Origin of the sequence: Salmonella sp. 2020_1395, assembly GCF_043848115.1 — a bacterium.
GTDB classification, from domain to species: Bacteria; Pseudomonadota; Gammaproteobacteria; order Enterobacterales; family Enterobacteriaceae; genus Salmonella; species Salmonella enterica.
The window spans coordinates 54627-73021 of sequence record NZ_JBCMFH010000007.1 but is presented as its reverse complement, the minus strand read 5'-3'; the positions used below and the strand labels follow the sequence as shown (position 1 = coordinate 73021).

Here is an 18395-nt window from a genome sequence, read left to right as displayed (position 1 = left end):
TTCTTTTCTTCAGATGATGCGGTTCTGTTTAAAATCGCGCAGGAACCCGCCCCAGCGGCGCTCGTAGAACGGCGCGATATGCTCAGTGATAAAGTGGCTGATACCCTGCTCGCCCTTCCTCACCTGACAAATATCGATCGGTTCGTCACCCGGTAACGTGTCGGTCGCCACATTGCCCGCTGCGTGAATGATCTCTTCAATCTCGCCGTCAGCCTCAATGCCAATCAGCAGATTGGGTTGGGCGTCCGCATGTTCTTTAATCGCGCAGAGAAACGCGCGTTTCACCGGTTTGATGGTTTTAAACAGCGTAGTGAGGGAATCAATCATCTGCGACGGCGGCTCGGCCACTTCGGATAAAATAAGCGACTCGCCGCCTTCCAGCACTTCCTGCGTACTTAACGGACTGCCTTCCTCAGCGAGAAGCAGGCTGATTTCACGCGGCATAAACTCTTTGCCGGTCGGCAATTTAGCGTTGAGGAATAGCGTTTCGCCAAGCGTCATTTCAAACAGCGTGCGCGCCGGCATCACCACAAACGCCTGTTCGTCTTCCACGGCCTGCTGCAGCGCCTCCAGAGAAGTAAAGAAGGGAATGACGGTCGTGCCGTCTTCTTTTTCCCAGTGCTGCAAATCCAGAGCGCTGTCTTCCACAATCGCCTCGCCTTCGGCAGCGCTGCCCGGCACCCAGACGGTGGACTCCAGTAAGGTACGGAAAAATGCCGGACGATGCGCGGGCTCAGTCGCCGCTTTCTCCAGCAAGATTTCTAATTCATTTTTAGTTTCGGACATAGGAATCACAAATTATGTATATGGGTTGTAGGCCTGATAAGACGCACGGCGTCGCCATCAGGCAAAATGCCGGGTGGCGCTTCGCTTACCCGGCCTACAAAAACACCGTTCAGGCGGTCAGCAAATTCGCGATGGTGCGCACACCCAGACCGGTTGCCCCGGCAGCCCACTGCTCAACCGGCGCTTTGCGATAAGTGGCGGAACAGTCAATGTGCAGCCAGCCTTCGCGGTAATTTTCAACAAAGTGCGACAGAAAACCCGCGGCAGTGCTTGCCCCGGCGGGATACGCCGCGCTGCCGGTGTTGTTCAGTTCCGCAAAGTTAGACGGCAGCTGGTTACGGTGGAACTCCGCCAGCGGCAGACGCCAGAACGGTTCATTCTCTTGCGCCGCGCTGGTCAGCAAGCGCCCCGCCAGCGTATCGTCAAAACTGAATAGCGCATGATAGTCGTTACCCAGCGCCGTTTTCGCCGCGCCGGTTAACGTCGCCATATCAATGATTAGCTGCGGGTGTTGCGCGCTGGCGTCAATCAGGCCATCCGCCAGTACCAGTCGCCCTTCCGCATCGGTATTCATGACTTCGACATTCTTACCATTACGGTAGCGAATAATATCGCCCAGTTTAAACGCATTGCCGCTGATCAGATTATCGGCGCAGCACAGGAACAGTTTTACGCGTTTATTCAGCCCACGGGTAATGGCGAACGCCAGCGCGCCCGTTACTGTCGCCGCGCCGCCCATATCGGATTTCATTGAGTCCATAAAAGCGCTTTGTTTGATACTGTAGCCGCCGGAGTCAAAGGTGATACCTTTACCGACCAGGCAGGCATAAACCGGCGCATCTTTGTCTCCCGTCGGGTTGTAATCCAGCGCCAGCAGCACCGGCGGACGCTCAGAACCACGGCCTACGGTATGCAACCCCATATAGTTCTGCTCGCGCAGATCTTCGCCTTTGGTGATACGATAAGTGACGCTATCGCACGCGACGCTGCACAGCAGATCCACCGCGCGCTGCGCCAGTTGCTCCGGCCCAAGCTCTTCCGCCGGAGCATTAATGGTGTCGCGCACCCAGTCAATAATGGTCAGGCGGTTATCCAGCTCCTGACGTTGGGCATCGTCTAAATCCGGCCACATTACGGTACGGACGCCTTTTGGTCCTTTGTAACCCGCCCAGAATGCCCAACAACGCTCGGTATCCCATCCTTCGCCTGTCAGCGCGACCTGTTTTATTCCCAGGCCGTCGATTTTACGCGCCGCACGCTGGATCAATCCCAGATCGTCTTTACCGTTAAGATGCAAGGTAATACCGTCGTTATTAATACTGTAAGTGGCTTTATCGCCCCAGCGCGCATCGGCAGGCTGCGTGGAAAGCGTAATTTTCATGGCTTCTGTCATTGTTATTTTCCTTATTAGCAAACGGGCCGCCGTAGGGCAGCCCGTTAGATCTTTTGCTAAATGATTCGCGTTGCAGGAAGGCGGCAAGTGAGCGACAAATTCGTCGGGAACGAATTTGCACAGCCAAAGGCTGCCTCTGGTGAGGGACAAGGATGTCCCTCATCATCCCCGGGAGCATAGCAAACTATGTGACTGGGGTGAGCGAACGTAGCCAACGCACCTGCGGCGAGGATCATGACGCAAAAATTACTCTGCTTCATCCAACCAGACTAGCAGAATCGCCTCCAGAATTTTTTCATTGGATGCGTTAGGGTCGTCGTCAAAATCGTCCAGTTCGCAGATCCACTGATGCAGATCGGTGAAACGAACGGTTTTAGGATCGACATCAGGATATGCGTCGTATAACGCTTCGCCGATCTCGCGGCTATCGGTCCACTTGAGTCCCATACTACCCTCTGTTAATGCTCACGCGCATGGTTGATTGTGTAACGTGGAATTTCGATAACCAGATCGTCGTCGGTAACGCGGGCCTGGCAGCTCAGTCGACTTTCCGGCTCCAGCCCCCACGCTTTATCCAGCATATCGTCTTCTTCTTCCGAACTTTCCGGCAAGGAGTCGAAGCCTTCACGTACAATACAGTGACAGGTGGTGCAGGCGCACGATTTCTCACAGGCGTGTTCAATCTCGATGCCGTTGCGCAGCGCAACGTCAAGAATGGTTTCACCGGTCTCAGCTTCCAGAACTGCGCCATCCGGACAAAGATCCTGATGAGGCAGAATAACAATCTTCGGCATGGTAAACCTCGTCTACGGAATGGCCTTTCAACGCGCGACGAACCGACTGGTCCATGCGGCGAGCGGCAAATTCCTGGGTTTGTTTATCTACGTTTTTAATGGCTTGTTCTATGGCGTCAACATCATCGCCTTGTGCGACCGCGCTTAAATGTGCGGCGGCATCATCAATGCATTGACGTTCTGCGGCGCTTAACAGCGCGGCGTCGGCAGTTAGCGCGCCGGTCAAACTTTCCAGCACGCGCGCGGCTTCGACTTTTTGCTCCGCCAGCATACGCGCTTTCACGTCCTGCTCGGCAAAACTCATGGAATCCTTGATCATCGAGGCGATTTCGCCATCGGTCAGGCCATAGGAAGGTTTGACCTGAATGGAGGCCTCGACGCCGGTGGATTTTTCCATTGCGGTGACGCTCAACAGGCCATCGGCGTCTACCTGGAAGGTCACGCGAATATGCGCCCCGCCCGCCGGCAGCGGCGGAATCCCGCGCAGCGCAAAGCGCGCCAGCGAGCGGCAGTCCTGCACCAGTTCGCGTTCGCCCTGCATCACATGGATAGACATCGCGGTCTGGCCGTCTTTGAAGGTGGTGAAATCCTGCGCGCGCGCCACCGGGATAGTGGTGTTGCGCGGAATGACTTTTTCCACCAGGCCACCCATCGTTTCCAGCCCAAGAGAGAGTGGAATCACGTCCAGCAGCAGCATTTCGCTGTCCGGCTTGTTGCCGACCAGAATATCGGCCTGAATCGCTGCGCCGATAGCGACCACTTTATCCGGGTCGATAGCGGTTAACGGCGTGCGGCCAAAAAATTCGCCCACCCGCTCACGCACCAGCGGTACACGGGTCGAACCGCCGACCATGACCACTTCCAGAACGTCCTGGGGATCAACGCCGGCATCTTTCAATGCGCGACGGCAGGCCAATAGCGTGCGCTTAACCAGCGCGGAAATGAGATCGTTAAACTGCTCGCGAGTGATCTCCCCCTGCCAGCCCGCAACGTTAACGCGAACGGTATCGGCATCGCTTAAGGCAATTTTCGCCGCAATCGCGGCATCCAGCAGTTCGCGCTGAACGCGATTGTCGCTACGATCGGCAATTCCCGCCTGCTCGCGAATATAGTCCGCCAGCAGATGGTCAAAGTCGTCGCCGCCGAGCGCAGAATCACCGCCCGTCGCCAGCACTTCAAACACCCCGCGGCTCAGGCGTAAAATAGAGATATCGAAGGTACCGCCGCCGAGATCGTAAACAGCAATAACGCCTTCTTTGCCTGAGTCCAGACCGTAGGCAATCGCCGCCGCCGTCGGTTCGTTGAGCAGGCGCAGTACATGCAGGCCTGCCAGCCGCGCGGCGTCTTTCGTCCCCTGACGTTGGGCATCATCGAAATAGGCGGGAACGGTAATCACCACGCCATCCAGCTCGCCGGAGAGCGATTCGCTAGCCCGCGCGGCCAGCGCTTTGAGAATATCAGCCGATACGCGTACCGGATTGAGCAATCCAGCCGCCGTGTCAATCATCGGCAGCCCATTAACGCTTGCCTTAAACCGGTAAGGCAGATGCGGATAGCGCGCCTGGATATCCGCCAGCGAGCGTCCCATCATGCGTTTCACAGAGCTGATAGTGTTGGCCGTATCCTGCGCGGCATTGTCACGCGCAGCGTAACCGACCGTATGGCCCTGCTGCTGATAGTGAACCACTGAAGGCAACAGGTGGCGCCCTTCGTGGTCAGGCAGAGTTTCCACCTGGCCGCTGCGAACCGTCGCAACCAGAGAGTTGGTAGTGCCTAAGTCGATGCCCGCCGCCAGACGACGCTGATGCGGCGCGGCGCTCAGACCAGGCTCACTAATTTGTAATAAGGCCATGTTAGATTCCAGTTAAAAATCGAGCAGCTTTTCTTCGAGTTGTTCTGCGCTGCTTCGCAGTTTATCGAGAAACCGCAGTTTGCGCACCGTATCCGCCGCCGCGTCCCACGCGGCGTTGTCCAACTGTTCCACCATTTGCTGAAGGCGAGCATCAAACATCTTTTGTACGCGTTTGATGAAGCTTTCCAGCCGCACGTCGTCTTTTGATTGATCGATATCGTCCAGCTCTTCGCGAAGCGTGAGTTGTTCCATCAGAAACGCGGTGTCGCGTACCGTATGTTGCTCACTGGCCAGATCGAACCCGTGTAAGGAAAGCAGATACTCCGCGCGCGTCAAAGGGTGACGCAGCGTTTGCCAGGCCTGGTTGATCGTGGCGGATTGCTGGACGGCGGCAAGCTGCTGCGCCTGGGTGCCGTTGGCAAATTTGTCAGGGTGATACTGGCGTTGCAGATCCTGAAAACGAAGGCTCAGCGCCTGGGTGTCAATCTGATAACGGGCTGGTAAGCCAAAGAGGGTGAAGTAATCCATAACATTCTCAGGGATAGCCTGTCAGAACAAACCCCACACGCAGGCGACCACGGTGGGGTTATACCTTCTTACTTCGCGCCGCAGATGCGTTGTCTGCGCGGGTTCCCCCAGTCATTTACTCAAGTAAGCGCCTGGGGATTCACTCGCTTGCCGCTTTTCTGCAGCACGAATGCTCGGTATAACAGCGGAACACGGTTACACGTGGAAGCTTTCGCCGCAACCACATTCATCTTTCACATTCGGGTTGGAGAATTTAAACCCTTCGTTCAGACCTTCTTTTACGAAGTCCAGCTGTGTACCGTCCAGAAATTGCAGGCTCTTGCCGTCAACCACTACCTTAACGCCTTTGTCTTCAAACACGGTGTCTTCCGCCGTTGGCTCGTCAACAAATTCCAGTACATAAGCCATACCTGAGCAGCCGGAGGTTCTCACGCCCAGACGCAGACCAAACCCTTTACCACGGTTGGCCAGGAAGGTATTAACTCGCGCTGCTGCACTGTCGCTAAGTGTAATCGACATAACAAAACCTCAATGTTAACGTTCTATTTTATTTCGCTTCGCGTTTGCTTTTGTAATCCGCAATAGCGGCTTTAATCGCGTCTTCCGCCAGAATAGAGCAGTGAATTTTCACCGGCGGCAGCTCCAGTTCGTCTGCAATGTCGGTGTTTTTAATCGCCTGCGCTTCGTCCAGGGATTTTCCTTTCACCCACTCCGTTACCAGAGAACTGGAGGCGATAGCGGAACCGCAGCCGTAAGTCTTGAAGCGCGCGTCTTCAATGATACCTTCATCGTTAACTTTAATCTGCAACTTCATAACGTCGCCGCAGGCCGGAGCGCCAACCATGCCGCTTCCCACGTTATCGTCGTTGTTGTCAAACGACCCTACGTTACGCGGGTTCTCATAGTGATCGATTACTTTTTCGCTGTAAGCCATTATAAATTCTCCTGATTCCGATACCGATTAATGATGTGCCCATTCGATGCTGTTCAGATCCACACCCTGCTTGTACATTTCCCACAGTGGAGAAAGGTCACGCAGACGGCCAATGGATTTACGAACCAGATCAATGGTGTAGTCGATCTCTTCTTCAGTGGTAAAACGACCTAAAGAGAAACGGATAGAGCTATGCGCCAGCTCGTCATTCATGCCCAACGCGCGCAGCACGTAGGACGGTTCCAGACTGGCGGAGGTGCAGGCGGAACCGGAAGAGACCGCCAGGTCTTTCAGCGCCATGATCAGCGACTCGCCTTCAACGTAGTTAAAGCTCACGTTGAGAATGTTTGGCGCGCCCTGCTCAAGGTCGCCGTTCAGGTAAACTTCTTCAATATCTTTGATGCCGTTCCACAGACGGTTACGCAGACCGCGCAGACGGGCCATTTCGGTCTCCATCTCTTCTTTCGCGATACGGTAAGCTTCGCCCATGCCGACAATCTGGTGGACAGGCAGAGTACCAGAGCGCATACCGCGCTCGTGCCCGCCGCCATGCATCTGCGCTTCAATGCGAATACGCGGCTTACGACGCACATACAGCGCGCCAATGCCTTTCGGACCATAAATTTTATGACCGGAGAAGGACATCAGATCCACTTTCAGTTGGCTCAGGTCGATAGGCAGTTTGCCCACGCTCTGGGTGGCGTCAACGTGGTAGATGATACCGCGCGCGCGGCACATTTCGCCGATGGTCGCGATATCCTGCACCACGCCGATTTCGTTGTTCACGTGCATGATGGAAACCAGAATGGTGTCGTCACGCATCGCTGCTTCGAGCTCGTTGAGATCGATGATGCCGTTGCGCTGGGGCGCCAGGTAGGTCACTTCAAACCCTTCGCGCTCAAGCTGACGGCAGGTGTCCAGCACCGCTTTGTGCTCGGTCTTGCTGGTGATGATGTGCTTGCCTTTTTTCTGATAAAAGTTGGCAGCGCCTTTGATCGCCAGGTTATCAGACTCCGTCGCCCCTGAGGTAAAGACGATTTCACGCGGGTCGGCGCCGACCAGTTCAGCAATCTGGTTGCGGGCGATATCGACGGCTTCTTCAGCCTGCCAGCCGAAACGGTGTGAACGAGACGCCGGGTTCCCAAAGGTTCCGTCCAGGGTCAGAAACTGCATCATTTTCTCGGCAACACGCGGGTCCACCGGCGTGGTTGCGGAGTAGTCGAGATAAATCGGTAATTTCATTGCTCTTAAACTCCGTACATCACTCAATGCAAGGAATCAGGCAACCGGCTGGATGTACGACCGTGTTGACGGGACGTCCGCGTCCCGGCCTGATTCTGAATTCTTTTTTACGCTTCATCTTTCAGACGACCGCGGCATTCACCGCATGAGGCCGCCAGAAGAGATGGCGTAATATTTTAATTAAGCGCGTAATTTAACGTCGATAGCGTCCTGCGCACGACTACTGGCGCGCGGCGCGTCATGCGTGTGCTGGCGACCAGACACATCCAGAACTTCCTGGTTATTCACCAGCTCGCCTAAGGTAATATTGTTGAGAAAACCGGTCAGACGATCGCTTAAATCACGCCACAGCGCATGGGTCAGGCATTTATCGCCGCCCTGGCAGCCGCCTTTGCCCTGGCAACGGGTCGCGTCAACGGATTCATCAACCGCGCTGATCACTTCGCCGACCGCAATGCTGCCAGCATCTTTACCCAGCAGATAACCGCCGCCCGGCCCGCGTACGCTGGAAACCAGACCGTTTTTACGTAAACGGGAAAATAGCTGTTCCAGATAAGAAAGGGAAATCCCCTGACGTTCAGAAATATCAGCCAACGGTACCGGGCCCGCTTCGGAGTTGAGCGCAACGTCTAACATTGCGGTCACGGCATAACGCCCTTTAGATGTCAGTCTCATGTCTTACTTAACCTCAAACTCGCCCCTGCCCGGGGTTTTTTATTGTAAAATGGGGGTATTGCATAGCAGGGACAAGTCTGACATTCCCGAGTAATTTGGTCAACTATTTACTTGAGTAAATTAGTCAGGTATTTAGCGTTCCGTGCGATATTGATGCGGTTACTTGCCTTTATTCTGCTGCTCAATAGACGCCAGAATCCCACGCAGAATATTCAACTCCTGGCTTTCCGGGCGGGCGCGGGTAAACAGACGGCGCAATTTATTCATCACCTGCCCCGGATGGTTTTCGCGAATAAAGCCAGTGGAGAGCAACGTCTGCTCCAGATGGCCGTAGAAACGTTCAAGATCGTCCACCAGCGGATACGGCGTCTCTTCATGATCTGCCGCGTCGCCGTTTTCCTGCGTCGCCAGCCAGGCCATGCGGACTTCATACGCGATGACCTGTACCGCCATCGCCAGATTCAACGAGCTGTACTCCGGGTTAGCGGCAATCGCGACGTGATAATGGCATTTTTGCAACTCATCGTTAGTCAGCCCGACACGCTCACGACCAAAAACCAGCGCAACCGGCGTATTTGCCGCTTCCGCCACGCTTTTTAAGCCGCACTCGCGCGGATCAAGCATCGGCCACGGCAAAGTGCGGGAACGGGCGCTGGTGCCGACCACCAGGCTACAGCCAGCCAACGCTTCATCCAGCGTATCGACGATCTGCGCATTACCGATCACATCGCTGGCGCCTGCCGCCAGGGCGATGGCCTGGGAGTCCGGTTTCACCAACGGGTTTACCAGCCACAGGTTAGTTAAGCCCATGGTTTTCATAGCGCGAGCCACGGAGCCCATATTGCCGGTGTGGGAGGTTTCCACCAGCACAATTCGAATGTTTTGCAGCATTGTCTTTCTTCAGCTAAAGATTATTCTGACATCTTACCATAAAACCAAGACAGATTCCGATCTCGCTGCTATACTCTGCGCCGTTTTCCCGTTCTTTAACATCCAGTGAGAGAGACCGATGCATCCGATGCTGACCATCGCCGTGCGCGCAGCGCGCAAGGCGGGTAATGTAATTGCCAAAAACTATGAAACTCCGGACGCTGTAGAAGCGAGCCAAAAAGGCAGTAACGATTTTGTGACCAATGTAGATAAGGCCGCTGAAGCGGTGATTATCGACACCATTCGCAAATCTTACCCGCAACACACTATTATCACCGAAGAAAGCGGTGAGCACGTTGGCACAGATCAGGATGTTCAATGGGTTATCGATCCGCTGGATGGCACCACCAACTTCATCAAACGTCTGCCACACTTCGCTGTTTCCATTGCTGTACGCATTAAAGGCCGTACTGAAGTGGCTGTCGTGTACGATCCGATGCGTAACGAACTGTTCACCGCCACCCGCGGTCAGGGCGCGCAGCTGAACGGCTACCGTCTGCGCGGCAGTACCGCTCGCGATCTGGACGGCACTATCCTCGCTACCGGCTTCCCGTTCAAAGCCAAACAATACGCGACCACCTACATTAATATTATCGGCAAGCTGTTCACCGAATGCGCCGATTTCCGCCGCACCGGTTCCGCCGCGCTGGATCTGGCCTATGTGGCTGCAGGTCGTGTCGATGGTTTCTTTGAAATTGGCCTTCGTCCGTGGGATTTCGCCGCGGGCGAACTGCTGGTTCGTGAAGCGGGCGGTATCGTCAGCGATTTCACCGGCGGTCATAACTACATGATGACCGGTAATATCGTGGCGGGGAATCCGCGCGTCGTTAAAGCCATGCTGGCGAATATGCGCGACGAACTGAGCGATGCGCTGAAGCGCTAAGTCTCTTCGGCGGATGGGGCCACTCATCCGCCGTGCCTTTTCAGGCGTTTTTCCTAAACACAGCCTCATCGCTTTACTTGCCTGCATGTTTTTGTACGATCGCTCCCTGCTCCGCTATTGGCATAAAGCGGCAAGGAAGCGAACATGACCCTTCAACATACCCGACGCATCGTCAAATCCCTTTTTATTCTGTTTATCATTGTGGTCTGTATTTATCTGCTACCCCGCGTAGCGATCAATGCCTTTTATTACCCGGACAATAAAGTCTATGGGCCAACCCCTGCCGAAGCTGAATCCATTACCTTTACCGCCAAAGATGGCACGCATCTGCACGGCTGGTTTATTCCCACTGCTTTCGGCAGGCCGGAAAACGCCGTCGCGACGGTGATTCATGCCCATGGCAACGCCGGAAATATGTCGGCACACTGGCCGTTAGTCAGTTGGCTGCCAGAACGCAACGTAAACCTGTTTATGTTTGATTACCGTGGTTTTGGCGAATCGGAGGGTACCCCATCACAAGAGGGGCTACTGGACGATACGAAAAGCGCGATAGATTATGTGCGGCATCGCGCCGACGTTAACCCCGAGCGCCTGGTACTGCTGGGGCAGAGCCTGGGCGGTAATAATGTGCTGGCCGCCGTAGGCCACTGCGTAGGCTGCGCAAATATGCGCTACGCCGACCAGGCGGGGATACGTGCGATTATCCTCGACTCAACGTTTTTATCCTATTCCTCCATCGCCAACCAGATGATCCCGGGCAGCGGCTATTTGCTTGATGACCGCTATAGCGCGGATCGCAATATCGCCAGCGTCAGCCCCATTCCGGTATTGATTCTTCATGGCACGGCAGACCATGTTATTCCCTGGCAGGACAGTGAGAAATTGTATGCCCTCGCCCGGGAGCCCAAACAAAAAATCTTCATTCCTGACGGCGATCACATTGATGCTTTTTCCGGACGTTATGCAAACCTTTACCGTGATGCAATGATTAAATTTATTCAGACCGCGCTATCCGCTAAATAGCGCGACGCTGTATATATGCATATTTTATGATTAAGAATATATTTATTATACCGATAGTAAAAACCATTTTTTCCCGTTAGCGAAGGCAGTGGATTAGCGCTAGCGTAACAGTAATATTCAACTGATTTTTATAACAATTTATTTTCATTTGTTTTTCCTGAATATTACTGTGGAGTATGTGATGGCTATCAAAATTACGCCTGACGAGTTTAGTTTGCTTATCCAGCGATTAAACAAAAAATGGCGCGTGTTTGCCCCGTCCGCAGAGTTTCGCGGCGGACGTTTTTCCGACACTGACAACATTATTTATCAACGGATTAGCGGCTGGCGCGATCTCATCTGGCACGAGAAATCGCACATGTCGCCGAATACCATAATTGCCCCTATCACCGAAACGCTCTTTTATTTCGATAAAGACACCATCCAAATTGCCGAGACAGACACTTCCCCGATAATCATCTTTGCCCGCGCCTGCGACATTAACGCCATGTCGCGGCTGGATTATATGTATTTATCAAATGGGAATAATTCCGATTACAGTTACCAACTGCTACGGGAGCATATTCGTTTCGTCCTTATTGAGTGTGAAGAAAGCTTCGAAAATTGTTTCTGCGTCTCAATGGGTACCAATAAAACTGACTGTTATAGCGCCGCCATGCGTTTTAGCGATGAGGGCGCGCTTGTCAGCATCCGCGATCCCTTTATCGAGGCGGCGATACAAGGGCTGGGGCAGGAGGCTGACTATACCCCCTCTTTCGTCAGCGAAAACCGGGAAACCGTCGTCACGCCGGACAGCGTTTGCCGCGATCCGCAAAAAATTCGCGACATTCTCACCCGCCACCCGCTATGGGACGCCTACGACAGCCGCTGCATCAGTTGTGGCCGCTGCACTACCGGGTGCCCAACCTGTACCTGCTATAGCGTCTTTGACGTCGCCTATGATGAAAATCCGCAGCGCGGCGAACGCCGTCGCCAGTGGGCAAGCTGCATGGTGCCGGGCTTTAGCGACATGGCCGGCGGTCATGGTTTTCGCGAAAAACCCGGCGAGCGTCTGCGCTACCGCGCCCTGCATAAGGTCAATGACTACAAAGCGCGCAACGGCATTGAACATATGTGCGTCGGCTGCGGCCGCTGCGACGATCGCTGCCCGCAATACATCAAATTTTCTTTGATTATCAACAAAATGACCGCTGCCGTTCGGCAGGCGCTGGCAGAGGAGGCATAACGCATGTCACATTGTTCCTGTCATGATAAACCGCAGCACAGTTTGCTGCCTGCGGCGTACCGCATCCTCAGTATTACTCGCCACACGCCGCTGGAGTGGAATTTCCGCGTGGCCGTCGATTTTCCCGCGCACTGGGGGCAATTTGTTGAGGTGTCGCTGCCGCGCGTCGGCGAAGCGCCCATCTCCGTTTCCGACTACGGCGACGGCTGGATAGATCTGCTGATTCGTAATGTCGGAAAAGTGACCAGCGCCCTCTTTACGCTGAAAGAAGGCGACAACGTGTGGCTACGCGGCTGCTATGGCAATGGCTATCCGGTCGATACGCTGCGCCATAAGCCCTTACTGGTTGTCGCAGGCGGTACGGGCGTCGCGCCGGTGAAAGGCTTAATGCGCTATTTCGTTGAGAATCCCCAGGAAATTGGTCAACTGGATATGATTCTCGGCTATAAAAATCGCGATTGCGTGCTGTACAAAGAAGAAATGGCGACGTGGCGCGGCAAACATAATCTGGTACTCACGCTGGATGAAGGCGAGGCTGATGACCGTTACCAGATTGGCCGGGTGACCGATCGGCTTGCCGACATGACGCTTAGCGATATCGACACTATGCAGGCCATCGTCGTTGGGCCGCCAATAATGATTACCTTTACCGTAAAAATGCTGCTGCAAAAAGGGCTCAAGCCGGAGCAAATCTGGGTGGACTACGAACGCCGGATGGCCTGCTCCGTCGGGAAGTGCGGCCACTGCCGTATGGGCGAAGTGTATGTCTGCACCGACGGTCCGATATTTAACTACGCCGTCGCGCAACGTTTTGCCGATTAAGGAGAACATCATGAGCATTGATATTGATATCATTAAAGCCCGTGCGAAAAACGAATATCGCCTGTCAAAAGTGCGCGGCGAAGCCATGATCAGCGTCCGCATTCCCGGCGGTATTTTGCCCGCGCATTTGCTAACGGTGGCGCGTGACATCGCCGAAACCTGGGGCAACGGACAAATTCACCTCACTACCCGCCAGAAGCTGGCGATGCCGGGTATCCGTTACGAAGATATCGACAACGTGAACGCTGCGCTGGAGCCGTTTCTTCGCGAGATTGAAATAGAACTGTGCGACGTCCAGGTTGAGGATACCAAAGCGGGCTATCTCGCTATTGGCGGGCGAAATATTGTCGCCTGTCAGGGGAACCGCATTTGCCAGAAAGCCAACACTGACACGACCGGTCTGTCCCGTCGTCTTGAAAAACTGGTCTATCCCAGCCCTTATCATCTCAAAACGGTCATTGTTGGCTGCCCGAATGATTGCGCGAAGGCGTCAATGGCCGATCTGGGAATTATTGGCGTGGCGAAAATGCGCTTCACTGCCGATCGCTGTATCGGTTGCGGCGCCTGCGTGAAGGCCTGTAGTCACCACGCGGTAGGCTGCCTGGCGCTGAAGAACGGCAAAGCGGTCAAAGAAGAGTCCGCCTGTATCGGCTGCGGCGAGTGCGTGCTGGCCTGTCCGACGCTGGCCTGGCAACGTAAGCCGGATCAGCTCTGGCAAGTCCGTCTGGGCGGACGCACCAGTAAAAAGACGCCGCGCGTCGGCAAGCTCTTCCTCAACTGGGTGACTGAAGATGTGATAAAGCAGGTGATCGTTAACCTGTATGAATTTGAAAAAGAGATGCTCGGCGGAAAACCGATCTATCTACATATGGGCCATCTGATCGACAAAGGCGGCTATCTGCGTTTTAAAGAACGGGTACTGCGCGGCGTTCAGCTCAATCCGGAAGCGATGGTCGCCGAACGCATTTACTGGGCCGAAGACGAATCCGTCGCGCGGATGCATCTCAAACCCGCCGGACACTAATCAACCACGCCATGGCCGCAGCCCGCCCACAGGCTGCGGCACGCTAAACCACATGACCAGCGCCGCGACAAGCAGTATGACCCCTCCGGCCAGCGCCAGCGTTGACCAGCCTACCTGCCGCCATAACGCCGGCGCTTTGTTTCCACTGAGCTTCACCGCCAGAGCACGAAAAGTGTGTACCAGCAACGCCAGCGAGGTAATCGTTAGCGAGGTTCCCGCCGCCATCGCCAGTACCGACGCCATTCCCCAGCTAAAAACGCCAATCACTTTACTGAATAACAGCACCATTATCGCGCCGGAACAGGGCCGCATCCCCATAGACAGTACGATCATGAATCGCGCGCGCCAGTCATCGCCGCTATGCAATTGTTCCTGCGTCGGTAGATGCTGATGTCCGCAGCCGCATTTTTCATGGTGAACATGGCGCGGCGTAAAAGCGATAAAGACAGGTTTACGTAGCAGCGCGCGTAACCTTTTTATGGCCCGCCAGCACAGCAAAATGCCCAGCCCGCCAACTAACGCATAGCACCCCTTTTCCAGCCAGAAGCCGCTCAGATGGAGCTGCCTGGCCGGAAGTTGCAATACGGTCAGCACGCCCACCACCAACCCGATAGCCACGAACCCCTGTAATAACGCGGCGGCGAGGGTTAACACGATACTTGATTTCAGCTTCGAAGGATGCGTCGCCAACCATGTCGCGATCACCACTTTGCCGTGTCCCGGCCCCAGCGCATGAAGCACGCCATACATAAAACTCAGCAGAAGCAACGATCCGCCCGCCCGCTCAGGATGCGTCGCCACCGCATTAAGCAGCGCGCTCAACTGCTGATTTACGTCCCGCTGCCAAAGAGCGCTTTTCAACATCACCTGCGGCCAGGCCTGCCATATCCACAGACCGCCAACCAGCATCAGCAGCAGGAATAACGCCAATGGCCACAGCGAGAGCCAGCGTCGCCCCGGAGTGCGTTGAGAAAAAATTACTGACATTGCAAGGTCACCGTTTGGGCAAACTGTTTACCTAAATCCATATCCTCCGGCGGCGCGTCCTCCTTATCCAGCGACTGGGCGAAACGTAGCGTCTCTTCGCCGGGCGCAGGAGTATAAACCTGAATCCGACACTTTTCGCGCAGCGGTTCCGGCATCGTGATATCGCTGTCCTGGTCATAATGCATATCGACATAATAAGAGGGATCAAACGTTGAAAAGGTATAAGTCTGTCCGCTTAACGGCTGCGGTTCAGCCAGCGGCAGCGTAAAGGTCAATACCGCCTGATGCGCGTCACGCGTCATACCGTATTCTGTCGGCCTGTTTTTAAACTTCACTTTCGCGCCATTGCGCCACACTTCTGTAAAGTAGTGCTGCCCAAGTACGTTAGCCATCACTTCCGCCGCCAACTTTTTCCATATTTCTGACCCCGGTGCCGCGTTTCCGGCGTCATACAGCAGATCTGCGGACGTCAGCGCGTCCATTGTCCAGCGCATTTTTAACGCCACAAATTGCTCATTTTCACTGACCACCTGCGTTTGCAGACGGATGAAGCTGTGCGGATGCGCCGCCGCCACGAAAGATAAAACGGCAAGAAATAGTGTTAAGGCGCTGCGTTTCACTGGCTTCATCTGTTCCTCGCGATAAAAATTCTGTGACGTTCCTCAGCATTCCTGGCCTAAAAGCACGCTTATCACATTTTTCACACGCAAACTTTAGCTATCCTTACCAGACAAACTAACGGGAGACCTGACAGATGATGCCGACAATTGCCCCACCATCTGTACTTTCCGCTCCCCAGCGCCGCTGTCAGGTATTGCTGACGCTTTTCCAGCCGGAGCCAATTGCCACGGTGGAAATCTTCAGCGCGCTTAATGGCGTTGATGATGATACTGCCCGTGAGGATATCACTGAGACAAGCCTGGAGATCCAGCGCTATCATCGCCTTGCCATCACAACATGCCAGAACGGTTGCTATCGGATCGAAGGTACAGCACTCGATCAGCGCCTTTGCCTTTTACACTGGCTCAGGCGCGGCCTGCGCTTATGCCCGACCTTCGTCACGCAACAGTTTACCCCGGCCTTAAAAAACGCGCTAAAGCAGCGCGGTATCGCGCGTCCGCTGTATGACGATATTAATCTGCACGCGCTCATCAATCTGTGCGCCCGCCGGTTGCAAAAACCATTTGAACATCGCGACGTGCAGTTCCTGCGTCTCTTTTTACAGTATTGTCTGCTACAACACCATGCGGGCATCACCCCGGAATTCAACCCTGTGCAGCAGATTTGGGCGCAGTCGTGCGCGGAATATCCACTCGCCCAGGAAATTGGTCGTCACTGGCAGCGCCACGTGATGCAGGCCGCACCGCTCAATGAAGCGCTGTTTATGGCGTTACTGTTTTCAATGATTCGCCTCCCCGACCCGATTCGCGACACGCATCAACGGGCGCAGCAACTGCGACTGGAGGTGGCGCGGCTGGTGCTGCGCTTTCGAGAAAAAGGGAACGTACGCTTCAGCGACGAACAAGGGCTTAACGATCAGCTGTATGTCCATCTCGCCCAGGCGCTGAACCGAAGTTTATTCACGATTGGCATCGATAATACGCTTCCGGAAGAGTTCAACCGTCTTTATCCGCGTCTGGTTCGCACCACACGTGAGGCGCTCGCCGGGTTTGAAGCCGAATATGGTATCCACTTTTCCGAGGAAGAGACGGGGCTGGTGGCAGTGATTTTCGGCGCCTGGCTAATGCAGGATAACGATTTGCATGAGAGACAGATCGTATTGTTAGCGGATAAAAATGATGCGCTGGAGACGCATATTGAGCAGCAACTGCGTGAACTGACCTTATTGCCGCTGAATATCAGACGGATATCGCTCCAGGCGTTTCAAAAAGAGGGATGCCCGCGCGGCGTAGCGCTGATTGTTACCCCTTACGCCACGCCGCTACCGCTCTTCTCACCGCCATTAATTCATGCGGATCGCACCCTCACAGAGCACCAGCAGCAGCAGATCCGCAAGATCCTGGAATCATGACGCGGCAACCACTTTGGGCCGAAGGAAGATAGCGGGCAATGCCACCAGCGCCATAATCCAGAATACGCCGCCGCCCAGATGTTGATACAGAAAACCGGCAAATACCGTCATAATCGCGATACTGCCGCCCATCGCCACAGCGGAATAGACGGCCTGCAAACGAATCACCTCGCTTCCCTGACGCGCAGCGATATAGCGCATGGCGGCCAGATGGCAAACGGTAAACGTGCCACAGTGCAGGATTTGTATCACAATCAGCCACGGCAACGCCGTACTCCAGCCCATCAGTCCCCAGCGTACCACGCCGCACACAGCGGAAAGCAACAGCAAGTCGCGGGCGCTAAACCGGCGAAATAGCTTTTTACTCAGGGCGAAAATGATCACTTCCGCCACCACGCCCAACGACCATAAATAGCCGACCGCCGATGCTGAATAGCCAGCCCCCTGCCAGTAGATGGCGCTAAAACCGTAGTAGGCGGCGTGCGCCCCTTGCAGCAAACAGACGCAGGCGAGAAAACGCCAACTTTGTGCCACCAGCGTACGCCAGGCGGGCCAGCCTGCGCTCTCCTGCTGACGGCTTTCCCCTTGCGGCGGCACGCTGGGACGTAACAACATACCCAGCAACATCGAGGCGACGCCGAGCGTCAGTAGCGCCAGAATCGCCTGGTAATCGTATAAACTCACCAGCTTACCGGTCAGCGCCGACCCTATCACGAAGGCGATGGACCCCCACAGCCGCACCCGACCATAGTCCAGGGTAATTTGCTTTTGCCAGGTATTGGCCAGCGCATCGGTCAGCGGCACCAGTGGTGAAAAGAAGAGGTTAAACCCAACCATCACCACCATTAGCCACGCGACATGCGTTCCTGCCCAAAATGCCAGCGCAAATACCAGCGTCAGCAATGCCAGTACGCGCAGCGCGGAGATCAACCGCGAAGGATCGCTTACGCGAGGCGCAATGAGCAGACTACCGAGAAAACGCGCGACCAGACCCACGCCCAGAAGAAGACCGATGGTTTCCGGCGTTAGCCCAAGACCTTTGAGCCAGACGCTCCAGAAGGGCAGAAAAATACCGTAACTAAAGAAGTAGGTGAAATAACTGAGCGCCAGCCAGCGCGTGGAATGCAATGCCATGATTCCCTCCCGTTTGGAGGCGATAGTCTGGCGGTAAACGGTTGCGCTGGCAAGGGTAACATAAGGTTAACAAGCGGAGGGAGAAGTTCAAACGACAACGCCGCCGGATAATGACTTCCGGCGGCGTCACG

Annotated in this window: 20 protein-coding genes; 6 read left to right on the top strand and 14 right to left on the bottom strand. The window is 54.9% G+C overall.

Translation table 11 applies throughout. The features are described 5' to 3' along the window. Positions 1-9: 9 nt before the first annotated feature. From sseB to trmJ, 11 genes are all read right to left on the bottom strand, one after another. Entirely contained in the window at positions 10-786 is a 777-nt protein-coding gene (gene sseB / locus ACH0WD_RS13020) for an enhanced serine sensitivity protein SseB (protein WP_001533245.1), read from the bottom strand. A 109-nt stretch (positions 787-895) separates the two neighbouring features. Continuing rightward, entirely contained in the window at positions 896-2179 is a 1284-nt protein-coding gene (gene pepB / locus ACH0WD_RS13015) for an aminopeptidase PepB (protein ID WP_000133541.1), read from the bottom strand. Between the two features lie 246 nt (positions 2180-2425). Then, positions 2426-2626, bottom strand: coding sequence for a Fe-S cluster assembly protein IscX (iscX, locus tag ACH0WD_RS13010; protein ID WP_000523621.1), 201 nt, complete (start codon positions 2624-2626; stop codon positions 2426-2428). A gap of 11 nt (positions 2627-2637) precedes the next feature. Continuing rightward, positions 2638-2973 carry an ISC system 2Fe-2S type ferredoxin gene (fdx, locus tag ACH0WD_RS13005; RefSeq protein ID WP_001124466.1) on the bottom strand — a complete coding sequence of 112 codons (336 nt, stop codon included), beginning with the start codon at positions 2971-2973 and terminating at the stop codon, positions 2638-2640. Beyond that, positions 2909-4825 (bottom strand): Fe-S protein assembly chaperone HscA, encoded by a 1917-nt coding sequence (gene hscA / locus ACH0WD_RS13000; RefSeq protein WP_006684728.1) that lies wholly within the window; start codon positions 4823-4825, stop codon positions 2909-2911. Before hscA ends, fdx begins: the two co-directional genes overlap by 65 nt. 12 nt (positions 4826-4837) lie before the next feature. Further along, complete coding sequence (gene hscB / locus ACH0WD_RS12995) at positions 4838-5353, bottom strand: co-chaperone HscB (protein WP_000384394.1); 516 nt, start codon at positions 5351-5353, stop codon at positions 4838-4840. 195 nt (positions 5354-5548) lie between these two features. Further along, positions 5549-5872 carry an iron-sulfur cluster assembly protein IscA gene (iscA, locus tag ACH0WD_RS12990; RefSeq protein ID WP_000028952.1) on the bottom strand — a complete coding sequence of 108 codons (324 nt, stop codon included), beginning with the start codon at positions 5870-5872 and terminating at the stop codon, positions 5549-5551. A 28-nt stretch (positions 5873-5900) separates the two neighbouring features. Beyond that, on the bottom strand, positions 5901-6287 hold the full coding sequence (gene iscU, locus ACH0WD_RS12985) for a Fe-S cluster assembly scaffold IscU (RefSeq protein WP_000331704.1): 387 nt from the start codon (positions 6285-6287) through the stop codon (positions 5901-5903). Positions 6288-6314: 27 nt separating this feature from the next. Continuing rightward, positions 6315-7529, bottom strand: coding sequence for a cysteine desulfurase (iscS, locus tag ACH0WD_RS12980; protein WP_000775263.1), 1215 nt, complete (start codon positions 7527-7529; stop codon positions 6315-6317). Between the two features lie 180 nt (positions 7530-7709). Then, positions 7710-8204 (bottom strand): Fe-S cluster assembly transcriptional regulator IscR, encoded by a 495-nt coding sequence (iscR, locus tag ACH0WD_RS12975; RefSeq protein WP_001241348.1) that lies wholly within the window; start codon positions 8202-8204, stop codon positions 7710-7712. A gap of 159 nt (positions 8205-8363) precedes the next feature. Next, complete coding sequence (gene trmJ, locus ACH0WD_RS12970; protein WP_000940032.1) at positions 8364-9095, bottom strand: tRNA (cytosine(32)/uridine(32)-2'-O)-methyltransferase TrmJ; 732 nt, start codon at positions 9093-9095, stop codon at positions 8364-8366. Positions 9096-9213: 118 nt separating this feature from the next. On the opposite strand from trmJ, the gene suhB reads away from it, so the two are divergent. From suhB to asrC, 5 genes are all read left to right on the top strand, one after another. Continuing rightward, on the top strand, positions 9214-10017 hold the full coding sequence (suhB, locus tag ACH0WD_RS12965) for an inositol-1-monophosphatase (protein WP_000553467.1): 804 nt from the start codon (positions 9214-9216) through the stop codon (positions 10015-10017). A 144-nt stretch (positions 10018-10161) separates the two neighbouring features. Beyond that, positions 10162-11040, top strand: coding sequence for an alpha/beta hydrolase (locus ACH0WD_RS12960; RefSeq protein ID WP_000174939.1), 879 nt, complete (start codon positions 10162-10164; stop codon positions 11038-11040). A 181-nt stretch (positions 11041-11221) separates the two neighbouring features. Then, a complete protein-coding gene (gene asrA, locus ACH0WD_RS12955; RefSeq protein WP_000985209.1) occupies positions 11222-12265 on the top strand; it encodes an anaerobic sulfite reductase subunit AsrA in 1044 nt (347 codons plus the stop codon). 3 nt (positions 12266-12268) lie between these two features. After that, positions 12269-13087 carry an anaerobic sulfite reductase subunit AsrB gene (asrB, locus tag ACH0WD_RS12950; RefSeq protein WP_000017587.1) on the top strand — a complete coding sequence of 273 codons (819 nt, stop codon included), beginning with the start codon at positions 12269-12271 and terminating at the stop codon, positions 13085-13087. A gap of 10 nt (positions 13088-13097) precedes the next feature. Then, positions 13098-14111, top strand: coding sequence for a sulfite reductase subunit C (gene asrC, locus ACH0WD_RS12945; protein WP_000020685.1), 1014 nt, complete (start codon positions 13098-13100; stop codon positions 14109-14111). Here the strand turns inward: asrC and ACH0WD_RS12940 are convergent, their stop codons facing one another. Beyond that, positions 14112-15098: a nickel/cobalt transporter gene (locus tag ACH0WD_RS12940; protein WP_000111010.1), complete on the bottom strand. Its 987-nt coding sequence runs from the start codon at positions 15096-15098 to the stop codon at positions 14112-14114. Beyond that, complete coding sequence (locus tag ACH0WD_RS12935; RefSeq protein WP_000805728.1) at positions 15089-15727, bottom strand: DUF1007 family protein; 639 nt, start codon at positions 15725-15727, stop codon at positions 15089-15091. Before ACH0WD_RS12935 ends, ACH0WD_RS12940 begins: the two co-directional genes overlap by 10 nt. A 125-nt stretch (positions 15728-15852) precedes the next feature. On the opposite strand from ACH0WD_RS12935, the gene csiE reads away from it, so the two are divergent. After that, complete coding sequence (gene csiE, locus ACH0WD_RS12930; protein ID WP_000982963.1) at positions 15853-17130, top strand: stationary phase inducible protein CsiE; 1278 nt, start codon at positions 15853-15855, stop codon at positions 17128-17130. Here csiE and ACH0WD_RS12925 read toward each other — a convergent pair. Further along, entirely contained in the window at positions 17125-18264 is a 1140-nt protein-coding gene (locus ACH0WD_RS12925; RefSeq protein ID WP_001173729.1) for a 3-phenylpropionate MFS transporter, read from the bottom strand. The two genes, csiE and ACH0WD_RS12925, sit on opposite strands and share 6 nt — an antisense overlap. Positions 18265-18395: the final 131 nt, after the last annotated feature.

Bases quoted from the DNA above. Each gene is read 5' to 3' on its own strand.
- iscS (WP_000775263.1), bottom strand. From the start codon at position 7,529: ATGAAATTACCGATTTATCTCGACTACTCCGCAACCACGCCGGTGGAC.
- iscU (WP_000331704.1), bottom strand. From the start codon at position 6,287: ATGGCTTACAGCGAAAAAGTAATCGATCACTATGAGAACCCGCGTAAC.
- ACH0WD_RS12925 (WP_001173729.1), bottom strand. From the start codon at position 18,264: ATGGCATTGCATTCCACGCGCTGGCTGGCGCTCAGTTATTTCACCTAC.
- hscA (WP_006684728.1), bottom strand. From the start codon at position 4,825: ATGGCCTTATTACAAATTAGTGAGCCTGGTCTGAGCGCCGCGCCGCAT.
- iscR (WP_001241348.1), bottom strand. From the start codon at position 8,204: ATGAGACTGACATCTAAAGGGCGTTATGCCGTGACCGCAATGTTAGAC.
- ACH0WD_RS12935 (WP_000805728.1), bottom strand. From the start codon at position 15,727: ATGAAGCCAGTGAAACGCAGCGCCTTAACACTATTTCTTGCCGTTTTA.
- asrC (WP_000020685.1), top strand. From the start codon at position 13,098: ATGAGCATTGATATTGATATCATTAAAGCCCGTGCGAAAAACGAATAT.
- sseB (WP_001533245.1), bottom strand. From the start codon at position 786: ATGTCCGAAACTAAAAATGAATTAGAAATCTTGCTGGAGAAAGCGGCG.
- ACH0WD_RS12960 (WP_000174939.1), top strand. From the start codon at position 10,162: ATGACCCTTCAACATACCCGACGCATCGTCAAATCCCTTTTTATTCTG.
- fdx (WP_001124466.1), bottom strand. From the start codon at position 2,973: ATGCCGAAGATTGTTATTCTGCCTCATCAGGATCTTTGTCCGGATGGC.
- iscX (WP_000523621.1), bottom strand. From the start codon at position 2,626: ATGGGACTCAAGTGGACCGATAGCCGCGAGATCGGCGAAGCGTTATAC.
- asrB (WP_000017587.1), top strand. From the start codon at position 12,269: ATGTCACATTGTTCCTGTCATGATAAACCGCAGCACAGTTTGCTGCCT.
- asrA (WP_000985209.1), top strand. From the start codon at position 11,222: ATGGCTATCAAAATTACGCCTGACGAGTTTAGTTTGCTTATCCAGCGA.
- ACH0WD_RS12940 (WP_000111010.1), bottom strand. From the start codon at position 15,098: ATGTCAGTAATTTTTTCTCAACGCACTCCGGGGCGACGCTGGCTCTCG.
- pepB (WP_000133541.1), bottom strand. From the start codon at position 2,179: ATGACAGAAGCCATGAAAATTACGCTTTCCACGCAGCCTGCCGATGCG.
- hscB (WP_000384394.1), bottom strand. From the start codon at position 5,353: ATGGATTACTTCACCCTCTTTGGCTTACCAGCCCGTTATCAGATTGAC.
- suhB (WP_000553467.1), top strand. From the start codon at position 9,214: ATGCATCCGATGCTGACCATCGCCGTGCGCGCAGCGCGCAAGGCGGGT.
- trmJ (WP_000940032.1), bottom strand. From the start codon at position 9,095: ATGCTGCAAAACATTCGAATTGTGCTGGTGGAAACCTCCCACACCGGC.
- iscA (WP_000028952.1), bottom strand. From the start codon at position 5,872: ATGTCGATTACACTTAGCGACAGTGCAGCAGCGCGAGTTAATACCTTC.
- csiE (WP_000982963.1), top strand. From the start codon at position 15,853: ATGATGCCGACAATTGCCCCACCATCTGTACTTTCCGCTCCCCAGCGC.